We start from the raw sequence: 21,193 nt of genomic DNA, 5'->3' as shown, positions 1-21,193 counted from the left end.
TGCGGCCCGTTCCGCCGAACGGGCCGCGCCCCGGCGCTCGGCCCTGCGTCTCCCCGACCCCGTGATAGGGAAGGACCTCATGTACTACTCTCTGCGCCGCCCGCCGATCAGCGCCGGCGCCATCGCTCTGACGCCCTCCGGCCGGTGGCAGTGGGCCGCGGTGATCCCCTTGGCCGTCGCCGGGCTGGTGGCCGTGTTCGTCCGGGCGTCGGCGGGCCGGGGCATCTGCCTCGCTTTCGGGGTGGCGGTCGCGCTGCTCGTCCTGGTGCGGACCAGGGTGCTGCTGGCGCTGGACGGCGATCGCCTGGTAGTGCGGCTCTTCGTCGTCTGGAAGACCGTCGCGCTCGACCGGCTGGCCGAGGCACGTGCCCTGCCGCGGACCCGCGGTGGCCCGGTGCTGAGGATCACCGACCGCGACGGCCACGGCTGCCACCTGATGCTCTCCGGCCTGCGCCCGGCCGGACTGGCCCAGCTGCGCGCCGTGCTGCGCCGGCAGCTGGCCGCCGGCGGGGTGCGCACCACCGGCCCGGTGACCGAGCTGCTTGCGGACTGAGCCGGCCGAACGGAAGCGGCTGAACGGAAACGGCCCGGGCCCGGCGGAATGACCGCCGGGCCCGGGCCGTGGCATCGCCTGCGGCGGTACCGCCTACGGCAGCGGCACCGAGGCGAGCGAGGACGGCGGGGTGTTCTGCAGTGCGCCGCTCATCGCGTCCCGCCAGATCGGCCCGGACAGCGTGCCGCCGAAGGCCTGGTCGACGTACTTGCCGCCGATCCGCTGTCCGTCCAGCGAGGTCGGGTTGTCGGTGTCGGTGACCACCGTGGCGCCCGCCAGCTCCGGCGTGTAGCCGACGAACCAGACCTGCTCGCTGTCGTTGGTGGTGCCGGTCTTGCCGGCGCTGTCCCGGTCGGTGAGGCCGGCCGGGCTGCCGGTGCCGTCCTGCACCACGCCCTTGAGCATCGTGGTGATCTCGTCCGCGGTGGTGGCCGACATCGCCTGGCTGCACTGGCTCTGCGGCACGTTCAGCGGCTTGCCGTCGGGGCCGGTGACGCTGGCGATCGCGGTCGGCGTGCAGTACGTGCCGTGCGCGGCGAAGGTCGCGTAGACGTTCGCCATCTCCAGCGGGGTCAGGTCGTTGCTGCCCAGCGCCATCGCCGGCACCACCTGCAGCGGCTCGTTGCCGGCCTGCTGGGTGATCCCGAGCTTGTTGGTCATCTGCGCCACGTTGCACAGCCCGGCGTCCGCCTCCAGCGAGGCGAAGTAGGTGTTCACCGACTGCGCCATGGCCGGCGCCATGGTGAAGGGGCCGACCAGCGAGGTGGCGTCGTTGTGCACCTGGGCGGGGCGGAAGCCCTGGCCCTGGCAGTCCTTCATCTTCGGCCAGGCCATGCTGTACGGCGAGGGGTAGGACTGCGAGGGGTTGATCCCGTTCTCCAGCGCCGCCGCCGCCACGATCGGCTTGAAGGTCGAGCCGGTCGGGAACCCGATGCCGCCGCCCATCGACTTGGTGACGTTGTAGTTGATCTGCGTCTGGTTGGCGTTCACCCCGTACGGGCGGCTCTGGCCCATCGCGATGATCTTCCCGGTGCCCGGCTGCACGATGGTCATCGCGGTCGCCGCCTTGTCGGTGGCGTACACGTGGCCGGTGACCGACTTCTGCAGGGCGGTCTGGGCCGTGGGATCCAGGGTGGTGTGGATCTGCAGGCCGCCGCGCTTCCAGAGCGCCGCCCGGTCGGCCGAGCTGGCACCGAACGCCGGGTCGTTGAGCACCTGGTTCTTCACGTAGTCGCAGAAGAAGCCCTCGCCCTGCTGGGCGGTGATGCAGCCCTGGTTCGGCTTGTTGACGTTCAGCGTGACCGGGGTGGCGATCGCCTGGTCGGCCTGGGCCTGGGTGATCGTGCCGTACTGCGCCATCTTCTTCAGGACGGTGTCCCGGCGCTCCTTGGCGGCCTTCGGGTTGACGATCGGGTCGTACCCGGAGGGGGACTGCACCAGGCCGGCCAGCAGTGCGGCCTGCGGCAGGCTGAGGTCCTTGGCGTCGACGCCGAAGTAGCGCTGGGAGGCGGCCTGGATCCCGTAGGCCTGCTCACCGAAGAAGGTGATGTTGAGGTAGTTGGTCAGGATCTGGTCCTTGGTCAGGGTCTGCTCGACCTTGATCGCGTACTTCATCTCCTTGACCTTGCGGCCCACGTCCTGCGCCTGCGCCGCCTGGACGGCCGCCGAGTCGTTGCCGGCCTCCTCGACGAAGACGTTCTTCACGTACTGCTGGGTGAGCGTGGAGGCGCCCTGGGTGCCGCCGCCCGAGGCGTTGCTGCTCAGTGCGCGCAGCACACCCTTCACGTCGATCGCGCCGTGCTGGTAGAAGCGGTTGTCCTCGATGTCCACCAGCGCCGACTTCATCAGCGGGGATATCTGGTCGCTGGGGACCACGGTGCGGTCGCGGTCGAAGACGGTGGCGATCACCCCGCCGTTGGCGTCGTAGATCGTCGACGCCTGGCTGAGCGGGGGTGTGGTGAAGTCGTCGGGCAGGCTGTTGAAGTCCCCCACGGCGCTTTTGGCGCCCAGCCCGAGCCCACCGACGGCGGGCAGCGCGAGCCCCGCGGTGAGTGCGCCGGCCACCACACTGACACCGAGGAAGGTGGCGGTGAGCTTGGTCTTGTGGACGAACGAGCCCGAGTGCGACGAAGACATGCACTGAAGCCTAAGCACTAAAAATGAGTAAATCGGACCAATCGGCGAGCGGGATCTGTCACAAGCCTGCGACAATCGTGCACCCACGGGTGCTGGGCGGTCCGGGCCGTTCGTGTTCGCAGCGCTGTCGGGCGGGCCATCGAGCCTGGCCCGCGCACGCCGACGCCGCCGCTCCCGGGCCAGGCCCGGAAGCGGCGGCGTCGCGAGGTGACGGCGCCCGTTCGGCGTCAGGGGAGCACGCGCTCGACGGCGGCCGCGCCGTCCCGTGCGATGGCCTGGCGCGCCTTCTCGATCAGCGCCGGGGTCGGGTCCTGGCCGGAGGCCATCACCAGGTCCACCGGGTCGATCGGGCGCTCGGCTCCGGTGTGCAGCAGGCGGTCAGGGGTGGGCGACTCGCTGTCGATGGGCTCGGACATGAATGCCTCCGTTGTTCGGGGCGTGGTCGGCCGGATGGCCCTGCTCTCACGAGTGTGGAACCGAAGTGGCCCTCCGCGCACCTCCGAGAGGGGATGAATCGGTACGAACTTCGTGAAGGGTCTTCGCGGGTGTTCGCCCCCTTGGCCCCCTCGAAGGCGCCCCGGCCACGGCGGCGTGCTTAGTCTGCGGTCATGACCAGCCACGATGTGACGTCCCGAGTCGGGGCGCGTTCCCGGGAGCAGGTTGAGAGCGCGCTCGCGCGCCTGGAGTACATCGGCGACACCCCCTTCGAACCCTCGCACGCCCGCGAGGGGGCCCTGGACGGCTACCGCTGGGCGCTCGGCCGAGGCCGGCTCGCCCCGGTCACCGCGAGTGTCGCCAGCGGACCCGAGGGCCCCTGCCCGGCGCAGCTCGGCGCCGAGCAGCAGGCCGCCCAGGTGCGCCACCTGGACCTGCGACTGGACGCCGAGGTGCGCGAGTACGCGCGCGGGGTGCACGACGCGATCGCCTGGGTCTCCGGGCGCAGCGACGTCCAGCCGTAGGGCAAGACCAAAGCGCGCGGGGCCTCAGCCCAGGCCCAGGTGCCGCTGGAGGAACTCCAGCTGGTGCCCGAGCAGCTGCGGGTAGAGCGGCGAGGCGAGCCCGGAGTGGCTCACCCCGCTGAGCGGCAGCACCTCGTGCGGCCGTCCGGCCGCCAGCAGCGCGGTGGACAGCCGCAGGGTGTTGGCGACGAACACGTTGTCGTCGGCCAGCCCGTGGATCAGCAGCAGCGGACGGCTCAGCTTCGGCGCCTCCGCGAGCGGTGAGCACGCCTCGTAGCGCTCGGGGTGCTCGGCGGGGTCGCCCAGGAACCGCTCGCGCCAGTGCGTGTCGTACAGGCTCTGGTCGCCGACCGGGGCACCGGCCACCGCGGCGTGGAAGACGTCGGGGCGGCGCAGCACGGCCAGGGCGGCCAGTCCGCCGCTGAACGACCAGCCCCGGATGCCGACCCGCCCCAGGTCCAGCAGCCCGGGGTGCTGCCGGTCCACCTCGTGCAGCGCGTCCACCTGGTCGTCCAGGACCCGACCGAAGGTGTCGCCGTGGATCTCCCGCTCCCAGGCCGGGCCGCGCCCGCCCACCCCGGCGCCGTCGGTGACCAGCACCGCGAAGCCCTGCTCGGCGAACCACTGCGAGGCCAGGGTGTGCCCGGCCTGCTGGGCGAGCACCTTCTGCCCCGCCGGTCCCGCGTACGGATCGAGCAGCACGGGCAGCGCCGGGTCGCCGGGCCGGTGCCAGGAGGGCAGGTAGAGCATGGTGCGCAGCTCGCGCGGCCCGACGGCGGCCGGTATGACGCGCAGCGTCAGCACCGGGGTCTCGACGAACGCGGCGATCGGCACGGCGGGCCGACCCGGGCGCCGCACGGTGGTGCGCGGGCCGGCCTGGTCGAGGGTGCGGGCGGTGTGCACCAGGGTGCCGCCGCTGAGCCGCCCGGTGTGCACGCCCGGCTCGGAGGTCAGCCGCTCGGTGCCGCGCTCCGGGTGGTAGGACCACAGGTGGATCTCGGTCGGTTCGCTGCCGCCGGTGAAGAGCACCGTCTCGCCGTCGGTGCCGAGCACCGCGCGCAGCTGGAGGCCGGGCTCGGTGACCGGGGTGCCGGCCACCGTCAGGCGCCGGGTGTCCCCCTCGTCGAGGTGCCCGAGCAGCGCGCCGCCGGCGGTGCGCGCGGGCAGGCCGGCCACCAGCTGGACCCAGTGGTCGTCGCGCTGCTCGTGCAGCACGGTGGTGGAACCGTCGGCGGGGTCGATGGCCAGCACCCGCACGGTGCGCTGGTCGCGGCTCTGCACGGCGGCGAAGGGGCCGTGCCGGTCCCAGCCGGCGGCCGGCAGGTACTCGAAGGCGGTCCGGTCCCAGGGGACCTCGCGCCGGGTGCCGTCCAGCTCGGTGAGCCAGAGGGTGACCTCGGCGTTGCGGCTGCCGGCCGCCGGGTAGCGCATGGCGCGCGGCGGGCGGTCCGGGTTGGCCGGGTCGGCGATGTACCAGACCTGCACCTCGGACTCGTCGACCCGGGCGACCAGCAGCCGCTCGCCGTCGGGGGCCCACCAGTAGCCGCGGTCGCGGTGCATCGACTCGGCGGCGACGTGCTCGGGGGCGCCGAAGGTCACCTGCGGGCCGTCGGGGGCGGCCAGCGCCCGGTCCCCGGTGCCGTCGGCGCCGATCACGCGCAGGGTGGCGCCGCTCAGGTAGGCGATCCGGCGCCCGGTGGGGTCGGGACGGGGGTCGACCACCGCGCCCTCGGCGGGCAGCCGGCGGGCGGCGCCGGTGCCGGTGTCCACCGTCCACAGGCTGCCGGAGAGGGCGAAGACGGCGAGCTCGGCCGCCGCGTCGGTGGTGTAGGAGGCGATGCCGCGGGTCAGCCGGCGGCTGCGCTCGCGGCGGGTCCGCTCCTCGTCCGACAGCTGCTCGGCGGCTCCGCCCAGCAGCTCGGCGGGGTCGACCAGCAGGCGCTCGTGCCCGCTGTCGAGGTCCAACGCCCACAGGCAGTTGACCGGGTCGTCCCCGGCCCGGCTGCGCAGGAAGAGCACGGTGGCGCCGTCGGGGGTCACGGTGGCCTGATCGACGGCGCCGAGGGTGAAACCACGGGTCCGGGACAGCTGGTGGGGCAGCGAGATCATCGGCATGCCGGACACTCTCGCATCCGCCGCGCGCCCTGCGGCCGCCGGGGCCCGGTGGTGGCGCGGGACTCGACGGGCCGTCAGTTCATCAGCCCGAGCGTGGTGGTGAGGGTGGCGAGAGCCGCGTCCAGGGCCTGGCGGGCGGCCGGGTCCAGGCCGGCGGTCAGCTCCTCGTCCAGCTCCCGGGCGATGGCGGTGCAGCGGGTCAGCAGCTCCAGGCCGGTGTCGGTGAGGACGAGCTGCTGACGGCGCCGGTCGCTCTGGTCGCGCAGGCGGCGCACGGCGCCCAGCGCCTCCAGCCGGTCGGCCACCGTGACCACCAGGCTGGGGGCCACGGCCAGGCGCCGGGCCACCGCCAGCTGGGTCGTGGGGCCCTCGGAGTGGAGCAGGCCGAGCAGGGCGACGTCCTTGGGCTTGAGGCCGAGCGAGCCGATCCGCTCGGTGAAGCGGGCGTGGGCGAGCGCGCCGAGAAGGCCGAGCCGGTAGGTGGTGGTGGCGGTCAGTGGCGCCCGGGCAGCGGCATTCATGGCAGGAACGGTATCAGGGAGGAAATCGTTCGCCAGCGGAACGGTTGTGCCGGGTGAGGTGGGCCCCGTTCGCCCCGTGGGTCGCACAGGGCGGCCAATCTGGCCATCCGGGGTGCGCGGGCGGCCCAGCGGGGCCAGTCTGAGCACATGGGCGGAGTCGAGCGGCCACACAGGGTGACCGAGGTCGATCCGCCCAGAACACTGGAGATCTCACCCTGGAGCTGAACCGATGACCTCGGACCTGACACCGCACCAGCTCACCGCCGCCCGGCCGCCGATCGCGATCGACTACCACCCGATCGACGGCCCCGCCCAGCAGTTGCTGGTCAGTGGTGAGCAGCTGCACGCCGACGCCTGCCTCTACTGCGGCACCGATCAGCAGCAGCTGCACACTGCCGGGCACGCCTACACCCACAGCGGCGGCCTCGCCTGGGTGGTGGTCGCCTGCGCCGCCCACCTCGCGCTCGGCCGCGCCGAAGTGCAGGCGGCCCAGGCCGCCCAGGCGAACGCGGCGGGCGCCGTGCCCGCCGCGGTCCCGGATCTCGGGGCGCCGCCCGGGGCGGGCGGGGTGACGCGGGCGAGCTGAGGGTCGGTCGGGGTCCTGCTCCGGGGTCGGAGCAGGACCTTTCCTGTGTCCGCCGCCACCGAGCGGCTGGGCCGGACCGGTGGCGGGCCGGGCCGGGTCGGGTCAGGCGGGGGAGCCGAAGTCCTGGGTCCACCAGGGGCCGCCGCTGCCGTAGTGGACGCCGATGCCGATCTCCTTGAAGGAGCAGTTGAGGATGTTCGCGCGGTGGCCCGGGCTGTTCATCCAACTCTCCATCACCGAAGAGGCGTTGCCCTGTCCCTTGGCGATGTTCTCGCCCCAGCTGCTCCACTGGTAGCCGGCCGCGTCGATCCGCTGCTGCGGGCCGGCGCCGTCCGGGTTGGTGTGGTCGAAGAACTGACGGGCCGCCATGTCGTTGGACTGGCCCTGGGCGGCTGCCTGGAGCTTGCTGTTCGCGCTGAGCGGGCCGCAACCGTTCTGCGCGCGCTGGGTGTTGACCAGGCTGAGCACCTGCTGGACGTCGCTGCCGGCGGCGGCGCCCGCGCGCGGGGCGGTGGTGGTGGGCGTGGCCGCCGGGGCGGCGGTCGGCGGCGCCGCCTGGAGGGTCGAGGGCGCGGCGGACGGCGGCTGCGGCTGCGACGGGGACGGGGAGGACGACGGCGCGGCGGTGGGGCTCGGGGAGGCCACCCCGGAGACCGCGTCCAGCACCACCCCCGCGCCCGGGATCAGCAGGCCGGCCGGCTCGGCCGAGGTCCTGGGCGGTGCGCCCGCCGCGTCGGCGGTCCGCGGGGTCGGCTGCAGCCCGTCCCAGACCAGCCCGGCCGCCACCAGCGCGGCCAGCGCCCCGAGGGCCAGCACCGTCACGCGGCGGCGACCACGCGGGCGGGTGGACCGGCGCCGGCCTGCGCCGGGGCGCTGCCGCGAGCCGTGGCCTGCGGTGGGGCGGTGGGCCGCGCCGGAACGGGCCGCCGCCCGGCCGCCGTGAGCGGTGCCGTGTCCGGTGCCGGTGCCGGTGCCGTTGGCGCTCGCGGTGGGCCGGGCGTGCAGCCGGCGGGGCAGCGGCAGCAGGGCGAGCCCGGCCAGCAGCCCCTCGGCCGGGACGAGGTCGTCCGCCCGGCCCTGGCAGGTGGCGCAGTCCCGCGCGTGGCGGGCGATCCGCTTGCGCCACAGCGCCCCCGGCTGCCCGTCCCAGTCGGCGGTGAGCGCGGCCAGCTCGGGGCAGGCGGGGGTGGCGGCCAGCGCCCGGACCACCACCCGGGCGGTGTCCAGCCGCTCCTTGGCCCGCTGCACCCGCACCGCCGTGTGCTGCGGCGTCAGCTCCAGCGCCGCCGCCAGCTCGGCCCGGTTCAGCTCGCCCGCGGCCTCCTGCCACCACAGCGCCAGCAGCTCGCGCTCGGCGGGCTCCAGCCAGCGGGTGGCCTCGGCGACCTCGCGGCGCTGGCCGGACAGGCCCAGCCGGACGATCGTCAGGGCCACGAAGTCGCTGGCCGGGTCGGCGATCTCGCGCGCCTCGTCGAGACCGCCGCCGGCCTGGGCGGCCTGCTGCGCGCGGTGCCGGTCGCGCACCTGGTTCATCGCGATCGCTACCAGCCAGGACCGGAAGGCGCCCGGCTCGCGCAGCTCGGGCAGCCCGTCCACCGCGCGCAGCATGGTCTCCTGGACCACGTCGTCGGTGTCCGGATGCCCGTTGAGCGCGCGGCCCACGATGTTGTAGACCAGCGGCAGGTGCCCGGAGATCAGCTCCTGGCGGGCACGCTCGTCGCCGGTCCGTGCCCGGTCCACCACGTCCTCGTCCACTGCCCTGTCCACCGTGCCCACCCTCTCCGTCCAACGGCCTGTCCACCTTGGGAGACGCGTCCGGTGCCGGCCGATAACGAAAACCTTCTCGCGAATCCGGCCTGACGGCAGAGAATCCTAGGGACGCTCAGCGCGCGAGAACCGCCCGGGGGCGTGGGGCGGCCAGCGGCAGGCGCGCCACCAGGCGGGCGCCCTGGTCGGCGGGCTCGGCGGTCAGCGTGCCGCCGTGGTGGGCGGCCAGGTCGCGGGCGATCGCCAGGCCCAGGCCGCTGCCGCCGTGATCGCGGCTGCGGGCGTCGTCCAGCCGGGTGAAGCGCTCGAAGACGCGCTCGCGGTCCGCCGCCGGGATGCCGGGGCCGTCGTCGCGCACCTCCAGGACGGCGCAGCGCCCGTCCTCGGTGGGCCGCAGCAGCACTGTGACCTCCCGCACCGCGAAGCGCTGCGCGTTGTCCAGCAGGTTGGTCACCACCCGGGTCAGCCACAGGCCGCTGCCGGTCACCGCGACCCCCGGGGCCAGCTGCGCGCGGATCGGCAGCGGGTCGCCGCGCCGTTGGCCGATCGCCTCCTCGACCAGCTCGGTCAGGTCCAGCTCGGCCCGCGGTGCGGGCTCGGCGGCGTCGATCCGGGCCAGCAGCAGCAGGTCGGCGGCCAGCTGCTGGAGCCGGTCGGTGTCCTCCAGCGCGCCGCTGATCAGCTCGGGCCGCAGTGCCGGGTCGGGCACCGCGAGGGCCACCTCCAGCTGGGTGCGCAGCACCGCGATCGGGCTGCGCAGCTCGTGCGAGGCGTCCGCGATGAACTGGCGCTGGCGCTGCCCGGAGGACTCCAGGCGGTCCAGGGTGCTGTTCATGGTGACGGCCAGCCGGGCGATCTCGTCATGGGTGCGCGGCACCGAGACCCGGCGGTGCAGATCCCGGTCGCTGATCTCGGCGACCTCGGCCCGGATCGCCTCCACCGGGCGCAGCGCCCGCCCGGTCACCCACCAGGTGACCCAGGCCACGGTGAGCAGCAGCAGCGGCCCGCCCACGGCGAGTGCGGCGGCGGTGGTCGAGTCGGCGGCGTCGGCGTCCCGCAGCGAGGTGCCGGCGTAGACGGTGACCAGACCCTGGCCGGTCCGCGTGGTGACCTCCACCACCCGCTGGCGGTTGTCCCGGCCGAGCGGTCCGGTGTCCCAGGTGGTGCGCACGACGCCGGGGACGGTGGGCCGCTGGGCGGCCACCGGCGGGCGGCCGAGCAGGTTCTGGCTGGCGGTGAGCACCCGTCCGTCGGCGGCCACCACCTGCAGGAAGTCCGCGCCGTGGGTGGGCGTCAGCAGCGGGTCGAGCCGGCCGGCGTCGGCGAGCTGGGCCACGGTGGTGGCCTGTGCCTCGGCGTCGCTCTCGGCGTTGTGCAGCAGGTTGGCGTCCAGCAGGCCGAGCAGCGCGAGCGAGGCGAGGGCCAGGGCGGCGGCCACCACCGCGCTGGCCCCGAGGGTGGCGCGGGCCCGCACCGTCATCGGGCGCAGCCGGTCGAGGGCCCGCCGTCGGACCGCGGGGCGGGCCCCGTCGGCCGTCACGTCCGCGGCGCTGTCCGCCGCCTCAGCCACCGTCGGCCGCCAGCCGGTAGCCGACCCCGCGCACGGTCTCCAGCGCGCTGCGGCCGAACGGCGCGTCGATCTTGCGCCGCACCGCGCTGATGTGCACCTCCACGACGTTGGGGTCGCCCTCGAAGGCGCTGTCCCAGATCTGCTCCAGGATCTCGCGCTTGGCCACCACCTCGCCGGCCCGCTGCGCCAGGCACTCCAGCACGGCGAACTCGCGGGCGGTCAGCTTGATCGGGGTGCCGCCGCGGGTGCAGCTGTGCCGCGCCGGGTCGAGCACCAGGTCGCCGAACTCCAGCGACTGCGGGCGCCGCCGCCCGGTGCGCCGGGCCAGCGCGCGCAGCCGGGCCACCAGGACCACGTAGGAGAAGGGCTTGGAGAGGAAGTCGTCGGCGCCGGTGTCCAGCGCCTCGGCCTCGTCGTACTCGCCGTCCTTGGCGGTGAGCATCAGGATGCCCGCCTCGTTGCCCGCCGCCCGCAGCCGGGCGCAGACCCGGTAGCCGTTGACACCGGGCAGCATGATGTCCAGCACGATCACGTCGTAGTCGTGCTCGCCCGCCAGCCACAGGCCCTGGGGCCCGTCGTGGGCCACGTCGACGGTCATGCCCTCGGCCTGCAGCCCGCGCTGCAGCGCCGCGGCCAGTCGCCGCTCGTCCTCCACCACCAGTACCCGCATGCCGACCAGGATCCCAGGCGCGCCTAGGCGTTTGCTGAAGACGGCTTCAGCTGCCTTCAGCCCGGCTTCAGCAACCGCCGCCCATGCTGTGCCGCAGCAGTCCACAGGGCGGGTGCACGCAGGGCGCCGGTCACCGGCAACCCGGTCATCCCGGGCGATTCGGTGCGCAGTTGGCCGACCCGTCGGGGTCCGGACACCTGGTGTCCGGTCAACCGCCACATGGACTCCCGCTGGGCGGCCTACCGTCACGTGCCTGACCGGCCCACCGGGGCGGTGGGGCGGACGTCGACACCGGGGCCGCCCGGCCCGACCGGATCGGACCGGTGTGCCGGGGGCGGTTCCTCAGGTTCCCGACCGAGCCCGGCCAAGGGAGTCGGGGTGCTCGGTGCGCGGGTCGGGGATCGGCCCGCGCACCGCCGGACACCCCGTTCTCCCCGGTACATCCGTCAGACGCAGTGGAGTCGCGGGTGCGGTCTCCGCCGTCGGCGGTCGGCCGCACCCGCTCTGGAAGGAGCCTGATGCGGTCGACACAGCCGCGCCGGATCGTCGTCGTGTCCGCGAGCGTGGGGGCGGGCCACGACGGCGCCGCCCGCGAACTGGTCCGCCGCCTGCGGACGGCCGGGTTCGATGCCGAGTGCCACGACTTCCTCGACCTGCTGCCGCGCGGCTGCGGGCGGCTGCTGCGCGGCAGCTACGCGCTGGAGCTCAAGGTCGCGCCCTGGGCCTGGGGCTGGCTGCTGCGCGGCCTGGAGAAGAACCGGCACTCCGCGGCGCTGGTCGGCGCCCTGTTCGCGGTGGCCGGCGGCCGGCGGACCGCGAAGCTGGCCGGGGCCGGGACGGCCGCGGTGGTCTCCACCTACCCGCTGGCCAGCCAGGCGCTGGGCCGGCTGCGCCGGCGCGGCCGGCTGGGGGTGCCGGTGGCCACCTTCCTCACCGACATGTCGGTGCACCCGCTCTGGGTGGCCGAGGGCGTCGACCTGCACCTCGCGCTGCACCCGGTCGCCGCCGACCAGGCGCAGCGCCACGGCGCGCGCCGGGTGGAGATCTGCGACCCGCTGGTCGGCCCGGCCTTCCGCCCGGCCCGCTCGGCGGCCGAGCGGCGGCGCGCGCGGGCCCGCTTCGGGCTGCCCGCCGAGGGACCGATCGCGCTGGTCACGGCCGGCTCCTGGGGGGTCGGCGAGGTCGAGCTGACGGCCCGCGAGATCGCCGCCTCGGGCCGGGCCGTGCCGGTCACCGTCTGCGGGCACAACGAGGCGATGCGCGAGCGGATCTCCGCCGCCGGCCACGGCGTGGCGCTCGGCTGGGTGGACGACATGCCGGACCTGCTGCGGGCCTGCGACGTGGTGGTACAGAACGCCGGCGGCCTCACCTCGCTGGAGGCGATGGCCAGCGGCCTGCCGGTGGTCAGCTACCGCTGCCTGCCGGGGCACGGGGTGACCAACGCCGCCGCGCTGGACGAGGCCGGACTGGCCGACTGGATACGCGAGGAGAAGCGGCTGGGGGCCGCCTTGGCCGATGCGCTCGCCCAGGGCGCCGCGCCGCGCCGGCGGCCCGCCGCCCGGCCCGACGCGATCGTGGCCGACCTGGCCGGCGGGCTGCCCGCTCCGGCGACGATCCTGGAGGTGGCCTCGTGAAGCCGGTCCGTACGCTGGCGCTGACCGCCGGCGCCCTCGCGGTGGGCCACAGCCTGCCTGCGCTCACCTCGCTCGGCCCGCTGCGCCCGCTGCTCGCCCCGGGGCTGAGCGGCCCCGGCGACCCGGGCCACGTCGCGCTGACCTTCGACGACGGCCCGGATCCGGCTTCCACCCCGCGCTTCCTGGCGGAGCTGGCGAAGACCGGCACCAGGGCGACCTTCTTCCTGCTCGGCCGGATGCTGCAGCGGGCTCCCGAGCTCGGCCGGGAACTGGTCGAGGCCGGGCACGAGGTGGCGGTGCACGGCTGGGAGCACCGCCCGCTGCTGGTCCGCTCGCCCCGGGCCACCCGCGACGACGTGGCGCGGGCCCGCGACCTGGTGGCCTCCGTCACCGGACAGCAGCCGCGCTGGTACCGGCCGCCGTACGGGGTGCTGAGCGCCTCGGCGCTCTACGCGGCGAAGGAGAACGGGCTGACGCCGGTGCTCTGGACCCACTGGGGACGGGACTGGACCGCCTCGGCCACGCCCGAGTCGGTGCTGCGCACCCTCACCCGCACCCCGCTGGCCGGCGGCACCGTGCTGCTGCACGACTCGGACTGCACCTCCGCGCCCGAGTCCTGGCGCGCCACGCTGGGCGCGCTGCCCCGGCTGCTGGAGCTGTGCGAGCAGCGGGGGCTCGCGGTCGGCCCGCTGCGCGACCACGGGATCTGAGCTGGTGCACCCGGCCGGCCCGGAACTCCGGGCCGGCCGGGTGACCGTCAGCTCGCGGCCGGGCGCAGCACCACCGGCAGCTGCCGGTGGCCGTTGGAGATGAACGACTCCATCGGCGTCAACCCGCCCTCGGCGAGCGCCAGGTCGGGGAACCGCTCGAAGAGCGCCGGCAGGGCGACGGCGGCCTCCAGGCGGGCCAGCGGGGCGCCCAGGCAGAAGTGCGCGCCGTGGCCGAAGGCGACGTGGTCCTTGACCTCGCGGGTGAGGTCGAAGACGTCCGCGTCCGCGCCGTGCACCGCCTCGTCGCGACCGGCGGTGGCGTAGGCCGCCATGATCGCCTCGCCCTTGCGGATCAGCACGTCGCCGGCCTGGATGTCCTCCAGGGCGTAGCGCAGCGGCAGGTTGGCCACCGGTGACTGCACCCGCAGCGTCTCGTCGATCACGTCGTTCCAGGAGGCCCGGCCCGAACGGACCAGGGCCAGCTGCTCGGGGTGGGTCAGCAGCAGGTGGATCGCGTTGTCCAGCAGGTTGACCGTGGTCTCGTGGCCGGCGCTGATCACCAGCAGCAGGGTGTCGAGCAGTTCCTTCTCGGTGAGCGTGCTGCCGCCGGCGGCGTCCTCGCCGTCCGCCTCGGTGTCCCGGGCGGCGATCAGCGCACTGGTCAGGTCGTCGGCCGGTTCCTTGCGCTTGATCGCGACCAGCTCGCCGAGGATCCGGTAGACCTCCTCGGCGTTGGCCTGGGCGGCCTCGGGCGTGATGGTGGTGTCGAAGAAGCCGTCCACGCAGCCGCGCAGGCCGGGGTGGAGGTGCTCGGGGACGCCGAACAGCTCGCAGATCACCTGGATCGGCAGCGGGTAGGCGTACCCCTCGCGCAGGTCGGCGGCGGTGCCGGCGGGGGTGGTGGCGAGCGCGGTCAGCAGGTCCTCGGTGATCCGCTCGACGCGCGGGCGCAGCGCCTCGGTGCGCCGGTTGGTGAAGGAGCCGGCCACCAGGCGGCGCAGCCGGCGGTGCTCGGCGCCGTAGGCGGTGAACATGTTGTCGACCGCCACCCAGATCATCAGCGGCCAGTCGGCGGGGATCTCACCGTTGATGAGGGCGGGCCAGTGCTGGCGGGCGCTCTTGGAGACCCGGGGGTCGGCCAGCAGCTGCTTGATCAGCTGCTGGTTGCCTACCGACCACGCAACCACGCCACCAGGGAGCTCCACCTTGGCCACCGGCCCGTCCTGGTGGATGCGGCGGGCCTCGCCGTAGATGTCGCTTCCGCTCGGGTCGATCCGGAAGGGGCAGCGGTCGGGTTCCATGCAGGGCCTCCAGGGGTGGGGTGGGGTGCGGTCGGTGCCGGCTGCGGGGCGGCGGGCGCGGTGGGGATCGCCGAGGCCGTCGTGAGCAGGCTGCCGGGGGCCGCCGGATGGGCGAGCGGCGCGGTGCCGGTGGCCGGCGGGAAGTACACCGGCAGGTCGGCCAGCGCGCGGTGGAACGGCCCCGGGCGCCACCGCAGTTCATCGGGCTTGATGGCCAGCTCCAGGTCCGGCAGCCGGTCCAGCAGCTTCTCGACGGCCACCGCGGCGATCAGCCGGGCCGGGCCCTGGGCCGGGCAGGTGTGCGGGCCCGCGCTCCAGGCCAGGTGGGCCCGGTTGCCGCCGCGGGCGCGCCCGGCCAGCGCCGGGTCCGTGTTGGCAGCCGCGAAGCTGACCACCACCGGCTCGCCCTCCGGCAGCAGCACGCCGCCCATCTCGACGTCCCGCACCGGGAAGTGCACCCCGTAGTTGGCCATCGGCGGGTCGGTCCACAGCACCTCGTCCAGCGCGTCGTCCACCGGCAGGGTGCCGCCGGCCAGGTCGCCGGCGAAGCGGTCGTCGGCGAGCAGCAGCCGCAGCGTGTTGCTGATCAGGTTGAGCTGCGGCTCGGTGCCCGCGCCCATCAGCAGCACCAGCTGGTGCAGCATCTCCTCGTCGGTCAGCGCGGCCGGATGGGCCATCAGCCAGCTGGTCACGTCGGCGCCCGGCTCGGCCCGCTTGAGGGCCACCAACTCCAGCAGCGCGCCGGTGAGTTCGGCGTTGGCCCGTTCGGCGTCGACGCCGTCGAAGATGCCCGTCATGCCGGCCACCAGGCGGTCGCCCAGGTGCGCGGGGGAGCCGAACAGCTCGTTGAAGACCAGCAGCGGCAGCGCCCTGGCGTAGTCGGCCACCAGGTCGGCGGAGCCGCGTCCGGCGAAGGCGTCGATCAGCCGGTCGGCGCTGCGCTCGACGTAGCCGCGCAGCGCGTTCGGGTCGACCCGGTCCAGCGAGTCGGTCACCGCGCCGCGCAGCCGGTCGTGCGCGTCGCCGTCGCTGAACAGCGCGTTGGGCCGGTGCGCCATCATCGGCACGGCCGGGTTGTCCGGGGCGACCCGGCCGTCCGCCAGGCCGCGCCAGCGGCGGGAGTCCTTGGAGAAGGTCTCCGGGCTGCGCAGGACCTCCAGCGCCGCCTGGTAGGAGAGCACCAGGGTCGCGGTGGTGCCCGGGTAGAGCTCGACCGGGGCGAGCGGGCCGTACGCCCGCAGCCGGGCGTAGACGGCGGCCGGGTCGGTGGCGAACTCCGCGCCGTAGAGCGGGAAACCGGTGGGCCGCGGCTGGTGGGCCGGGCAACCGGGCGGTGGCGAAGGGGCGTTCACGCGGACTCCTGGTCGGTGGTGCGAAGCAGGTACTGGACGAGAGAGATCAGCGCCAGGGTGGCCGACTCCGGGTCGCGGGCGTCGCAGGTCACCAGCGGCGTGCTGGGCAGCAGGTCGAGCGCCTCGCGCAGCTCGTCCTCGGCGAACTCCGGTGCGCCGTCGAAGCGGTTGACCGCCACCGCGTACGGCAGCCCGTGCTCCTCCAGCAGGTCCATCACCGGGAAGGAGTGCTCCAGGCGCCGGGTGTCGGCGAGCACCAGGGCGCCGAGCGCGCCGAGCGTCATGTCCCGCCACAGCGGGGTGAACCGCTGCTGGCCGGGGGCGCCGAACAGGTAGAGGACCAGGCTCTGACTGAGCGTCAGGCGGCCGAAATCCATCGCGACCGTGGTGGTCTCCTTGTTCGGCACCCCGGTCAGGTCGTCGACCAGCACGCTGGCCTGGGTCATCGGCTCCTCGGTGCGCAGCGGCTCGATCTCCGAGAGGGTGCCGACGAAGGTGGTCTTGCCGACCGCGAAGTGCCCGGTGATCAGCAGCTTGACGGCGGTCTGGATGCCCTCGCCCAGGTAGCTGACCTGCCCCGGGGCGGGCGCGGCCAGGGTGCCGGGCAGCATGTCAGAGCCGGGCGCGGAGACCATCGAGCACCTCCTGGAGCAGTTGGTAGGTGGGCAGTTGGGCGCGCGGCACGGCCGCCCTGGTGATCAGGTGGCCGCTGTCGACCAGGTCGCCGAGCAGCACCTTGGTGACGCTGACCGGCAGGTGCAGGTGCGCGGCCACCTCGGCGAGCGAGAGCGAGCCGTGCAGGCACAGCTCCACCAGCCGCCGCTGCTCGGGGCCGAGCCCGGCGAGCGGGCGGTCCGGCATGGCGGTGACCAGGGTGACCAGGTCGAAGGTGTTGCGGGTCGGCTCGAACCGCCCGTTGGTGACCACGTAGGGCCGCACTAAGCCCCGGTCGCGCCGCGCCGCGCTCATCGCAGGGCTCCCAGGTCGTGCCGGGGCGGGGTGCTCAGTTCCTTGCCGAGGCGGTCCACCAGCTTCTGCATCCGGTAGCTCACCGCCTCCATGTCCACCCGTTCCCCCGCGGAGACCGCCAGGTAGGCACCGGGGCCGGCGGCGACCAGGAAGACGTAGCCGCCGGCGAACTCGATCAGGGTCTGCCGCCAGGGGGTCGGGGTGGCGCCGAGGAACCCGGCGGTGCTGCGGCTGATCGACTGGACCCCGGAGAGCGCGGCGGCCTGCCGGTCCGCCTCGTCGCGGCTGATGCCCGCCGAGTGCGCGCGCAGCAGGCCGTCGGCGGACAGCAGGATCGCGTGCCGGGCCTCGGGAACGAGCAGGACGTCGTCGAGCATCCAGCCGAGATCGTTGGTCGGGTGGCTGTTCAGCCGGCTGTTCATCGCAGGGCTCCTAGCGGGGGGCGGACGGCGGCTGTGCCGGGGGACCAGCCGCGGGTGGCTGCCAGGGGGTCAGCCGGTGAAGGGATCGTCTGGTGCGGTGCCGTCGGGGCGCGCGGCGTGGCGGCCGTAGCCCGGGGGCGGCAGGTCGGGGTCGGACTCCCGCCCCGCCCGGGTGCCGCGGGCGAAGGCGCCGAGCCGGCGGGCGGTGGCCTGCGCGTCCCTGGTCCACTCCGCGGGCAGCTCGGTGGCGGGGGCCGCGCCCTCGGCCGCCTCGGCGGCCTGCTCGACCTCGGCGAGCTGGGCCTCGCTCAGCGGCTCGCGCCGGCGCCGCTTGGGCAGACCGCCGGCGGTGCGCGGGGCGGGTGCGGTGGGCGTGACCGAGGCCGCGTGCGGGAGCGGTGCGGCCTGCGGGGGCGGCGCGGCGGTGCGCGGGGGCAGCGGGGCGGGGCGGCCGTAGCCGCGGTTGTTGAAGCCGTGGTTGTCGAGCCCTGGGGTGTCATGGCCGTGGCCGTCGTGGCCGGGGGCGACGCCGTCGCCGGGCCCGGGCAGCCGGCCGAGCGCCGCACCGTGCGCCGCGGCGGGCGTAGCGGCGGGGGGCTGGGAGGCCACGGCCTGGGGCGCGGGGTGCGGCGCGGCTGCGGGCGCCGGGGCGTGGTGCTGGGGGGCTGGGTGCTGGGTCACGGTGTGGTGGGGCGCGCTGTAGCGGGGGGTGCCGTGCGGGGTCGCGGTGTGCGGCGTCGCGGGGTGCAGGGGCGCGGGGTGCTGGGTCACGGTCTGCTGCGGCGCGGTGTGCTGGGGTGTGCTGTGCTGGGGCGTGCTGTGCTGCGGGGCGCCGTACGCCGGGGCGGCGGCGGGCTCGGGGGCGAGCGAGCTGAGCAGCACGGTCGGCAGGAAGAGCACCGCGCGCACGCCGCCGTACGGCGAGCGGGTGTCCACCGAGACGCTGAACCCGTAGCGCGCCGCCAGCACGCCGATCACGGCGAAGCCGAACTGCGGCGGGTCGCCGAGCCGGGTGACGTCCACCACGCGCTGACCGGTCAGCAACTGCCCGGCGAGCTGGGCCTCGCGCGGGTCCATCCCGACGCCGGCGTCGTCGATCACGATGCAGGCGCCGTTGTGCGCGGGCTGGAGGTTGACCTCGACGGTGGTGTTGGGCTGGGAGTGGCGGGCCGCGTTGTCCAGCAGCTCGGCCACCGCGAGCACCACCGGCTCGACGGCCCGGCTGACCACCGCCAGGTCGACCTGGGTGCGCACCTCGACCCGCTTGTAGTCCCGCACGCGGGACTTGGCCCCGCGCACCACGTCGCTCAGCGAGGAGGCCTCGCGCTGGCGTCCGGGCCAGGAGCCGCAGAGCACCGCGATGGCCTGCGCCCGGCGCCCGAACTGGGAGTTGGCGTGGTCGATCTCCAGCAGATCGCGCAGCACGGCGGGTTGGTCGTGCCGTTCCTGCATCTCGGAGATCGCCACCTGCTGCTCGTTGGCCAGCCCCTGCAGTGACCGCATCGCGCCCTTGAGCGCGGACTTGGCGTTCTGGTCGGCGCGCGTCTGGGCCTGCTCCACCGCGCCGCGGAACTGTTCGGCCACCGCGAGGAGGCTGCGCTCGTAGTCGGTTCCGGCCAACAGCGGGTCGACGGTGAGCGGCTCGACGGGGACCGGGCTGGCGACCGCGGAGGACGCGAGCGAGGGCAACTGGCGGGTGGCCAGCCGGTGCGCCTCCTCGTCCCTGGCCCGGAGGGCCTCCCGCAGTTCGGCCAGGGACCGGGCCCTTGACCTGGCGGTGAGCCACTGGCGGATCAGCAGGCCGGCGGCCACCAGCAAGCCCGCACCCAGGCTCCAGGTCACCGCCTGCGGTATCTGTGACGACATCAAGTTCCTTGCACGAGCAGACGGTTCGTGGGGGCAGCGCAGGAGGGCCCGCGAGCGGCAGGCGCGGATCATCTAACCAGATTGACGACTGAATGTCAGAAGTCTGTCTCACTAAGTGATCTGATGAACAGTAAAGACCACGTCAGTGGCTGAAATTGATCGGTGGCCCGGTTGATGACGGACGGTCCCATCCGGGTCATCCGCAAGTACCATCCGGGCTATGACACAGGTAGCTCGGGGGGTGAATCCGGGAGCGGGGGAGCCGTCGGCGCCCTGCTTCCGGGAGCACTACATCGTCTGCGGGGCCAATGCCTTGGCACACCGCCTGATCCTGGAACTGATCGAGCACTACGAGGTGCCCGTAGTGGCCCTGGTGCCCGACCGGATGCGCGACCACGCGCCGCGGATCGAACGGATCGAGGGCGTGGCGGCCGTCCTGGAGTTCAGCAGCGTCACCCAGGAGGCGCTGCTGGCCGCCGGTGCCGACGGCGCGCGCGGGATCGCGCTGGTCGACGGTGACGATCAGGCCAACATCCACGTGGCGCTCGCCGCGCAGGGCCTCAACCCGGAGATCCGGATCGTGCTGCGGATCTTCAACCAGCGGCTCGGCGACCAGATCCAGGTCCTGCTGAAGAACTGCGCCGCGCTCTCCGGCTCGGCCACCGCCGCGCCGGCCTTCGCCAACGGCGCGCTGGCCCGCCCCAACTCGGTGCAGGTCGGCGACCGCTACCTCTACATCGCCTACGACGAGGACCTGCGGGCCGGCCACCTGTGCGTGGCCGCCGACCGGATCGACCGGCAGGACCTGACCAGGCTGCGGCTGCTGCCGGAGACCGAACCGGCCTCCACCGACTTCATCCGGCTGGCCCAGGCCTTCGGCGAGGGTGCCCCGATCCCGGTGGCGGGGGCCAGCAGGGGCAGCGGCGGGCCGGGGCAGCCGGACGGCATGGCGGTGCTGCAGACCCTGCCCACCGAGCCGCGGCTACGGGTGCCGCTGCGCTTCCGGCTGCTCTACCGCTTCCTGGACACCCTGCGGTTCTTCACCGGGGTGCGGATCCGGATGGTGCTCTTCGGCGCCTTCGCGGCGATCGCGACCGCCGCGCTGATCATCTGGTACTTCAACCGGAGCTTCGGCTGGACGCTCTACCTCACCCTGCTCGACATGGCCGGCTCCGCCCAGCCCGACCAGATGGGCGACCCGACCGCCGGCACCGGCGGCCCCTGGCAGCGGGTCGCCCAGGTGATCATCACCTTCAGCGGCATCGCCCTGGTGCCGGTGCTCACCGCGATCGTGGTCGACTCGCTGGCCTCCGGACGCCGCGGGCTGCCGCGCGCGCCGAGCGCGGGCCTGCGCGGCCACGTGATCGTGGTGGGCCTGGGCAACGTCGGCACCCGGGTGGCCACCCAGATGCACGAACTCGGGGTGCCGGTGGCCGCGCTGGAGCGCGACCCGCTGGCCCGCGGCATCGTCGCGATGCGGGCGCTGGGGATACCGGTGGTGGTGGGGGACGGGCCGCTGGTCGAGCAGCTGCGCCTGGCCAGGGCCCGGCACGCGCGCGCGGTGGTTGCCGTGACCAGCGACGACGCGGTCAACCTGGAGGCGGCGCTGGAGGCCCGCGCGCTGCGCGAGGACGTGCGGATAGTCGTTCGCCTGTTCGACGACGACTTCGCGCAGCACGTCTACGCCACGCTCGGCAACGTCGCCTCGCGCTCGGTCTCCTACCTGGCCGCGCCCGCCTTCGCCGCCGCGCTGATGGGCCGGGAGGTGCTCGGCACCCTCTCGGTCTTCCGGCACGTGCTGTTGATCGCCGAACTGGTCGCCGAGGAGGGCGGGGCGCTGGTCGGGATGAACCGCAACGAGGTGGAGGCGATCGGCGGCCTGCGGGTGCTCGCGGTGCGACTCGCCCGCTCGCCGCAGAACTACCAGTGGGGCTACGCCGACCGCAGCCGGGGCTTCGCGGTGGGCGACCGGGTGGTGGTGGTCGCGACCCGCAGCGGCCTGGCCCGGCTCAACAACGCCGCGCCGGAGCCGCTGGTGGCCGAGACGACCTAGTGCCGCGTC

19 protein-coding genes are annotated in these 21,193 nt (G+C 74.6%); 6 read left to right on the top strand and 13 right to left on the bottom strand.

Annotation, left to right across the window (positions count from 1 at the left end; genetic code table 11):
• The first annotated feature begins 79 nt into the window (after positions 1 to 79).
• A complete protein-coding gene (locus OG294_RS09855; RefSeq protein ID WP_327066079.1) occupies positions 80 to 553 on the top strand; it encodes a hypothetical protein in 474 nt (157 codons plus the stop codon).
• Between the two features lie 93 nt (positions 554 to 646).
• Here OG294_RS09855 and OG294_RS09850 read toward each other — a convergent pair whose 3' ends face one another.
• Positions 647 to 2,689, bottom strand: coding sequence for a transglycosylase domain-containing protein (locus OG294_RS09850; protein ID WP_327066078.1), 2,043 nt, complete (start codon positions 2,687 to 2,689; stop codon positions 647 to 649).
• A 227-nt stretch (positions 2,690 to 2,916) separates the two neighbouring features.
• Positions 2,917 to 3,105: a hypothetical protein gene (locus OG294_RS09845; protein WP_327066077.1), complete on the bottom strand. Its 189-nt coding sequence runs from the start codon at positions 3,103 to 3,105 to the stop codon at positions 2,917 to 2,919.
• Positions 3,106 to 3,297: 192 nt separating this feature from the next.
• On the opposite strand from OG294_RS09845, the gene OG294_RS09840 reads away from it, so the two are divergent.
• On the top strand, positions 3,298 to 3,648 hold the full coding sequence (locus tag OG294_RS09840) for a hypothetical protein (RefSeq protein ID WP_327066076.1): 351 nt from the start codon (positions 3,298 to 3,300) through the stop codon (positions 3,646 to 3,648).
• Between the two features lie 24 nt (positions 3,649 to 3,672).
• Here OG294_RS09840 and OG294_RS09835 read toward each other — a convergent pair whose 3' ends face one another.
• Both OG294_RS09835 and OG294_RS09830 read right to left on the bottom strand, forming a co-directional pair.
• A complete protein-coding gene (locus tag OG294_RS09835) occupies positions 3,673 to 5,763 on the bottom strand; it encodes a S9 family peptidase (RefSeq protein WP_327066075.1) in 2,091 nt (696 codons plus the stop codon).
• Between the two features lie 74 nt (positions 5,764 to 5,837).
• A complete protein-coding gene (locus OG294_RS09830; protein ID WP_327066074.1) occupies positions 5,838 to 6,284 on the bottom strand; it encodes a MarR family winged helix-turn-helix transcriptional regulator in 447 nt (148 codons plus the stop codon).
• Positions 6,285 to 6,513: 229 nt separating this feature from the next.
• Here OG294_RS09830 and OG294_RS09825 point away from each other — a divergent pair, with 229 nt between their 5' ends.
• Positions 6,514 to 6,870 (top strand): hypothetical protein, encoded by a 357-nt coding sequence (locus tag OG294_RS09825; protein WP_327066073.1) that lies wholly within the window; start codon positions 6,514 to 6,516, stop codon positions 6,868 to 6,870.
• A gap of 102 nt (positions 6,871 to 6,972) precedes the next feature.
• Here OG294_RS09825 and OG294_RS09820 read toward each other — a convergent pair whose 3' ends face one another.
• From OG294_RS09820 to OG294_RS09810, 3 genes are all read right to left on the bottom strand, one after another.
• Positions 6,973 to 8,637 carry a sigma-70 family RNA polymerase sigma factor gene (locus OG294_RS09820; protein ID WP_327066072.1) on the bottom strand — a complete coding sequence of 555 codons (1,665 nt, stop codon included), beginning with the start codon at positions 8,635 to 8,637 and terminating at the stop codon, positions 6,973 to 6,975.
• A 115-nt stretch (positions 8,638 to 8,752) separates the two neighbouring features.
• Positions 8,753 to 10,117, bottom strand: a complete 1,365-nt coding sequence (locus OG294_RS09815) for a sensor histidine kinase (RefSeq protein WP_442789322.1) — start codon at positions 10,115 to 10,117, stop codon at positions 8,753 to 8,755.
• A gap of 82 nt (positions 10,118 to 10,199) precedes the next feature.
• Positions 10,200 to 10,877 carry a response regulator transcription factor gene (locus tag OG294_RS09810; protein WP_327066070.1) on the bottom strand — a complete coding sequence of 226 codons (678 nt, stop codon included), beginning with the start codon at positions 10,875 to 10,877 and terminating at the stop codon, positions 10,200 to 10,202.
• 518 nt (positions 10,878 to 11,395) lie between these two features.
• Here OG294_RS09810 and OG294_RS09805 point away from each other — a divergent pair.
• Positions 11,396 to 12,511, top strand: coding sequence for an MGDG synthase family glycosyltransferase (locus OG294_RS09805; RefSeq protein WP_327066069.1), 1,116 nt, complete (start codon positions 11,396 to 11,398; stop codon positions 12,509 to 12,511).
• Positions 12,508 to 13,221 carry a polysaccharide deacetylase family protein gene (locus OG294_RS09800; RefSeq protein ID WP_327066068.1) on the top strand — a complete coding sequence of 238 codons (714 nt, stop codon included), beginning with the start codon at positions 12,508 to 12,510 and terminating at the stop codon, positions 13,219 to 13,221. Before OG294_RS09805 ends, OG294_RS09800 begins: the two co-directional genes overlap by 4 nt.
• Positions 13,222 to 13,268: 47 nt before the next feature.
• Here OG294_RS09800 and OG294_RS09795 read toward each other — a convergent pair whose 3' ends face one another.
• The 6 genes from OG294_RS09795 to OG294_RS41070 form a co-directional block, all read right to left on the bottom strand.
• Positions 13,269 to 14,408, bottom strand: a complete 1,140-nt coding sequence (locus OG294_RS09795) for a cytochrome P450 family protein (protein WP_327071487.1) — start codon at positions 14,406 to 14,408, stop codon at positions 13,269 to 13,271.
• Positions 14,390 to 15,874: a cytochrome P450 gene (locus OG294_RS09790; protein WP_327066067.1), complete on the bottom strand. Its 1,485-nt coding sequence runs from the start codon at positions 15,872 to 15,874 to the stop codon at positions 14,390 to 14,392. Before OG294_RS09790 ends, OG294_RS09795 begins: the two co-directional genes overlap by 19 nt.
• Positions 15,871 to 16,509, bottom strand: coding sequence for a GTP-binding protein (locus OG294_RS09785; RefSeq protein WP_442789130.1), 639 nt, complete (start codon positions 16,507 to 16,509; stop codon positions 15,871 to 15,873). Before OG294_RS09785 ends, OG294_RS09790 begins: the two co-directional genes overlap by 4 nt.
• A complete protein-coding gene (locus tag OG294_RS09780; RefSeq protein WP_327066066.1) occupies positions 16,487 to 16,843 on the bottom strand; it encodes a DUF742 domain-containing protein in 357 nt (118 codons plus the stop codon). The genes OG294_RS09785 and OG294_RS09780 overlap by 23 nt, the downstream gene beginning before the upstream one ends.
• Complete coding sequence (locus OG294_RS09775) at positions 16,840 to 17,265, bottom strand: roadblock/LC7 domain-containing protein (RefSeq protein ID WP_327066065.1); 426 nt, start codon at positions 17,263 to 17,265, stop codon at positions 16,840 to 16,842. Before OG294_RS09775 ends, OG294_RS09780 begins: the two co-directional genes overlap by 4 nt.
• A gap of 69 nt (positions 17,266 to 17,334) precedes the next feature.
• The gene (locus OG294_RS41070) at positions 17,335 to 19,131 is read right to left on the bottom strand and encodes an ATP-binding protein (protein ID WP_442789129.1); all 1,797 of its coding nucleotides are present in this window, start codon (positions 19,129 to 19,131) and stop codon (positions 17,335 to 17,337) included.
• A 220-nt stretch (positions 19,132 to 19,351) separates the two neighbouring features.
• Here OG294_RS41070 and OG294_RS09765 point away from each other — a divergent pair, with 220 nt between their 5' ends.
• Positions 19,352 to 21,184 carry an NAD-binding protein gene (locus OG294_RS09765; RefSeq protein ID WP_327066064.1) on the top strand — a complete coding sequence of 611 codons (1,833 nt, stop codon included), beginning with the start codon at positions 19,352 to 19,354 and terminating at the stop codon, positions 21,182 to 21,184.
• The last annotated feature ends 9 nt before the right edge of the window (positions 21,185 to 21,193 follow it).

Origin of the sequence: Kitasatospora sp. NBC_01302 (genome assembly GCF_035976515.1) — a bacterium.
Lineage (GTDB): Bacteria > Actinomycetota > Actinomycetes > Streptomycetales > Streptomycetaceae > Kitasatospora.
Note: the sequence above shows the minus strand (reverse complement) of the source record. Positions and strands in the feature narration are given on the sequence as shown.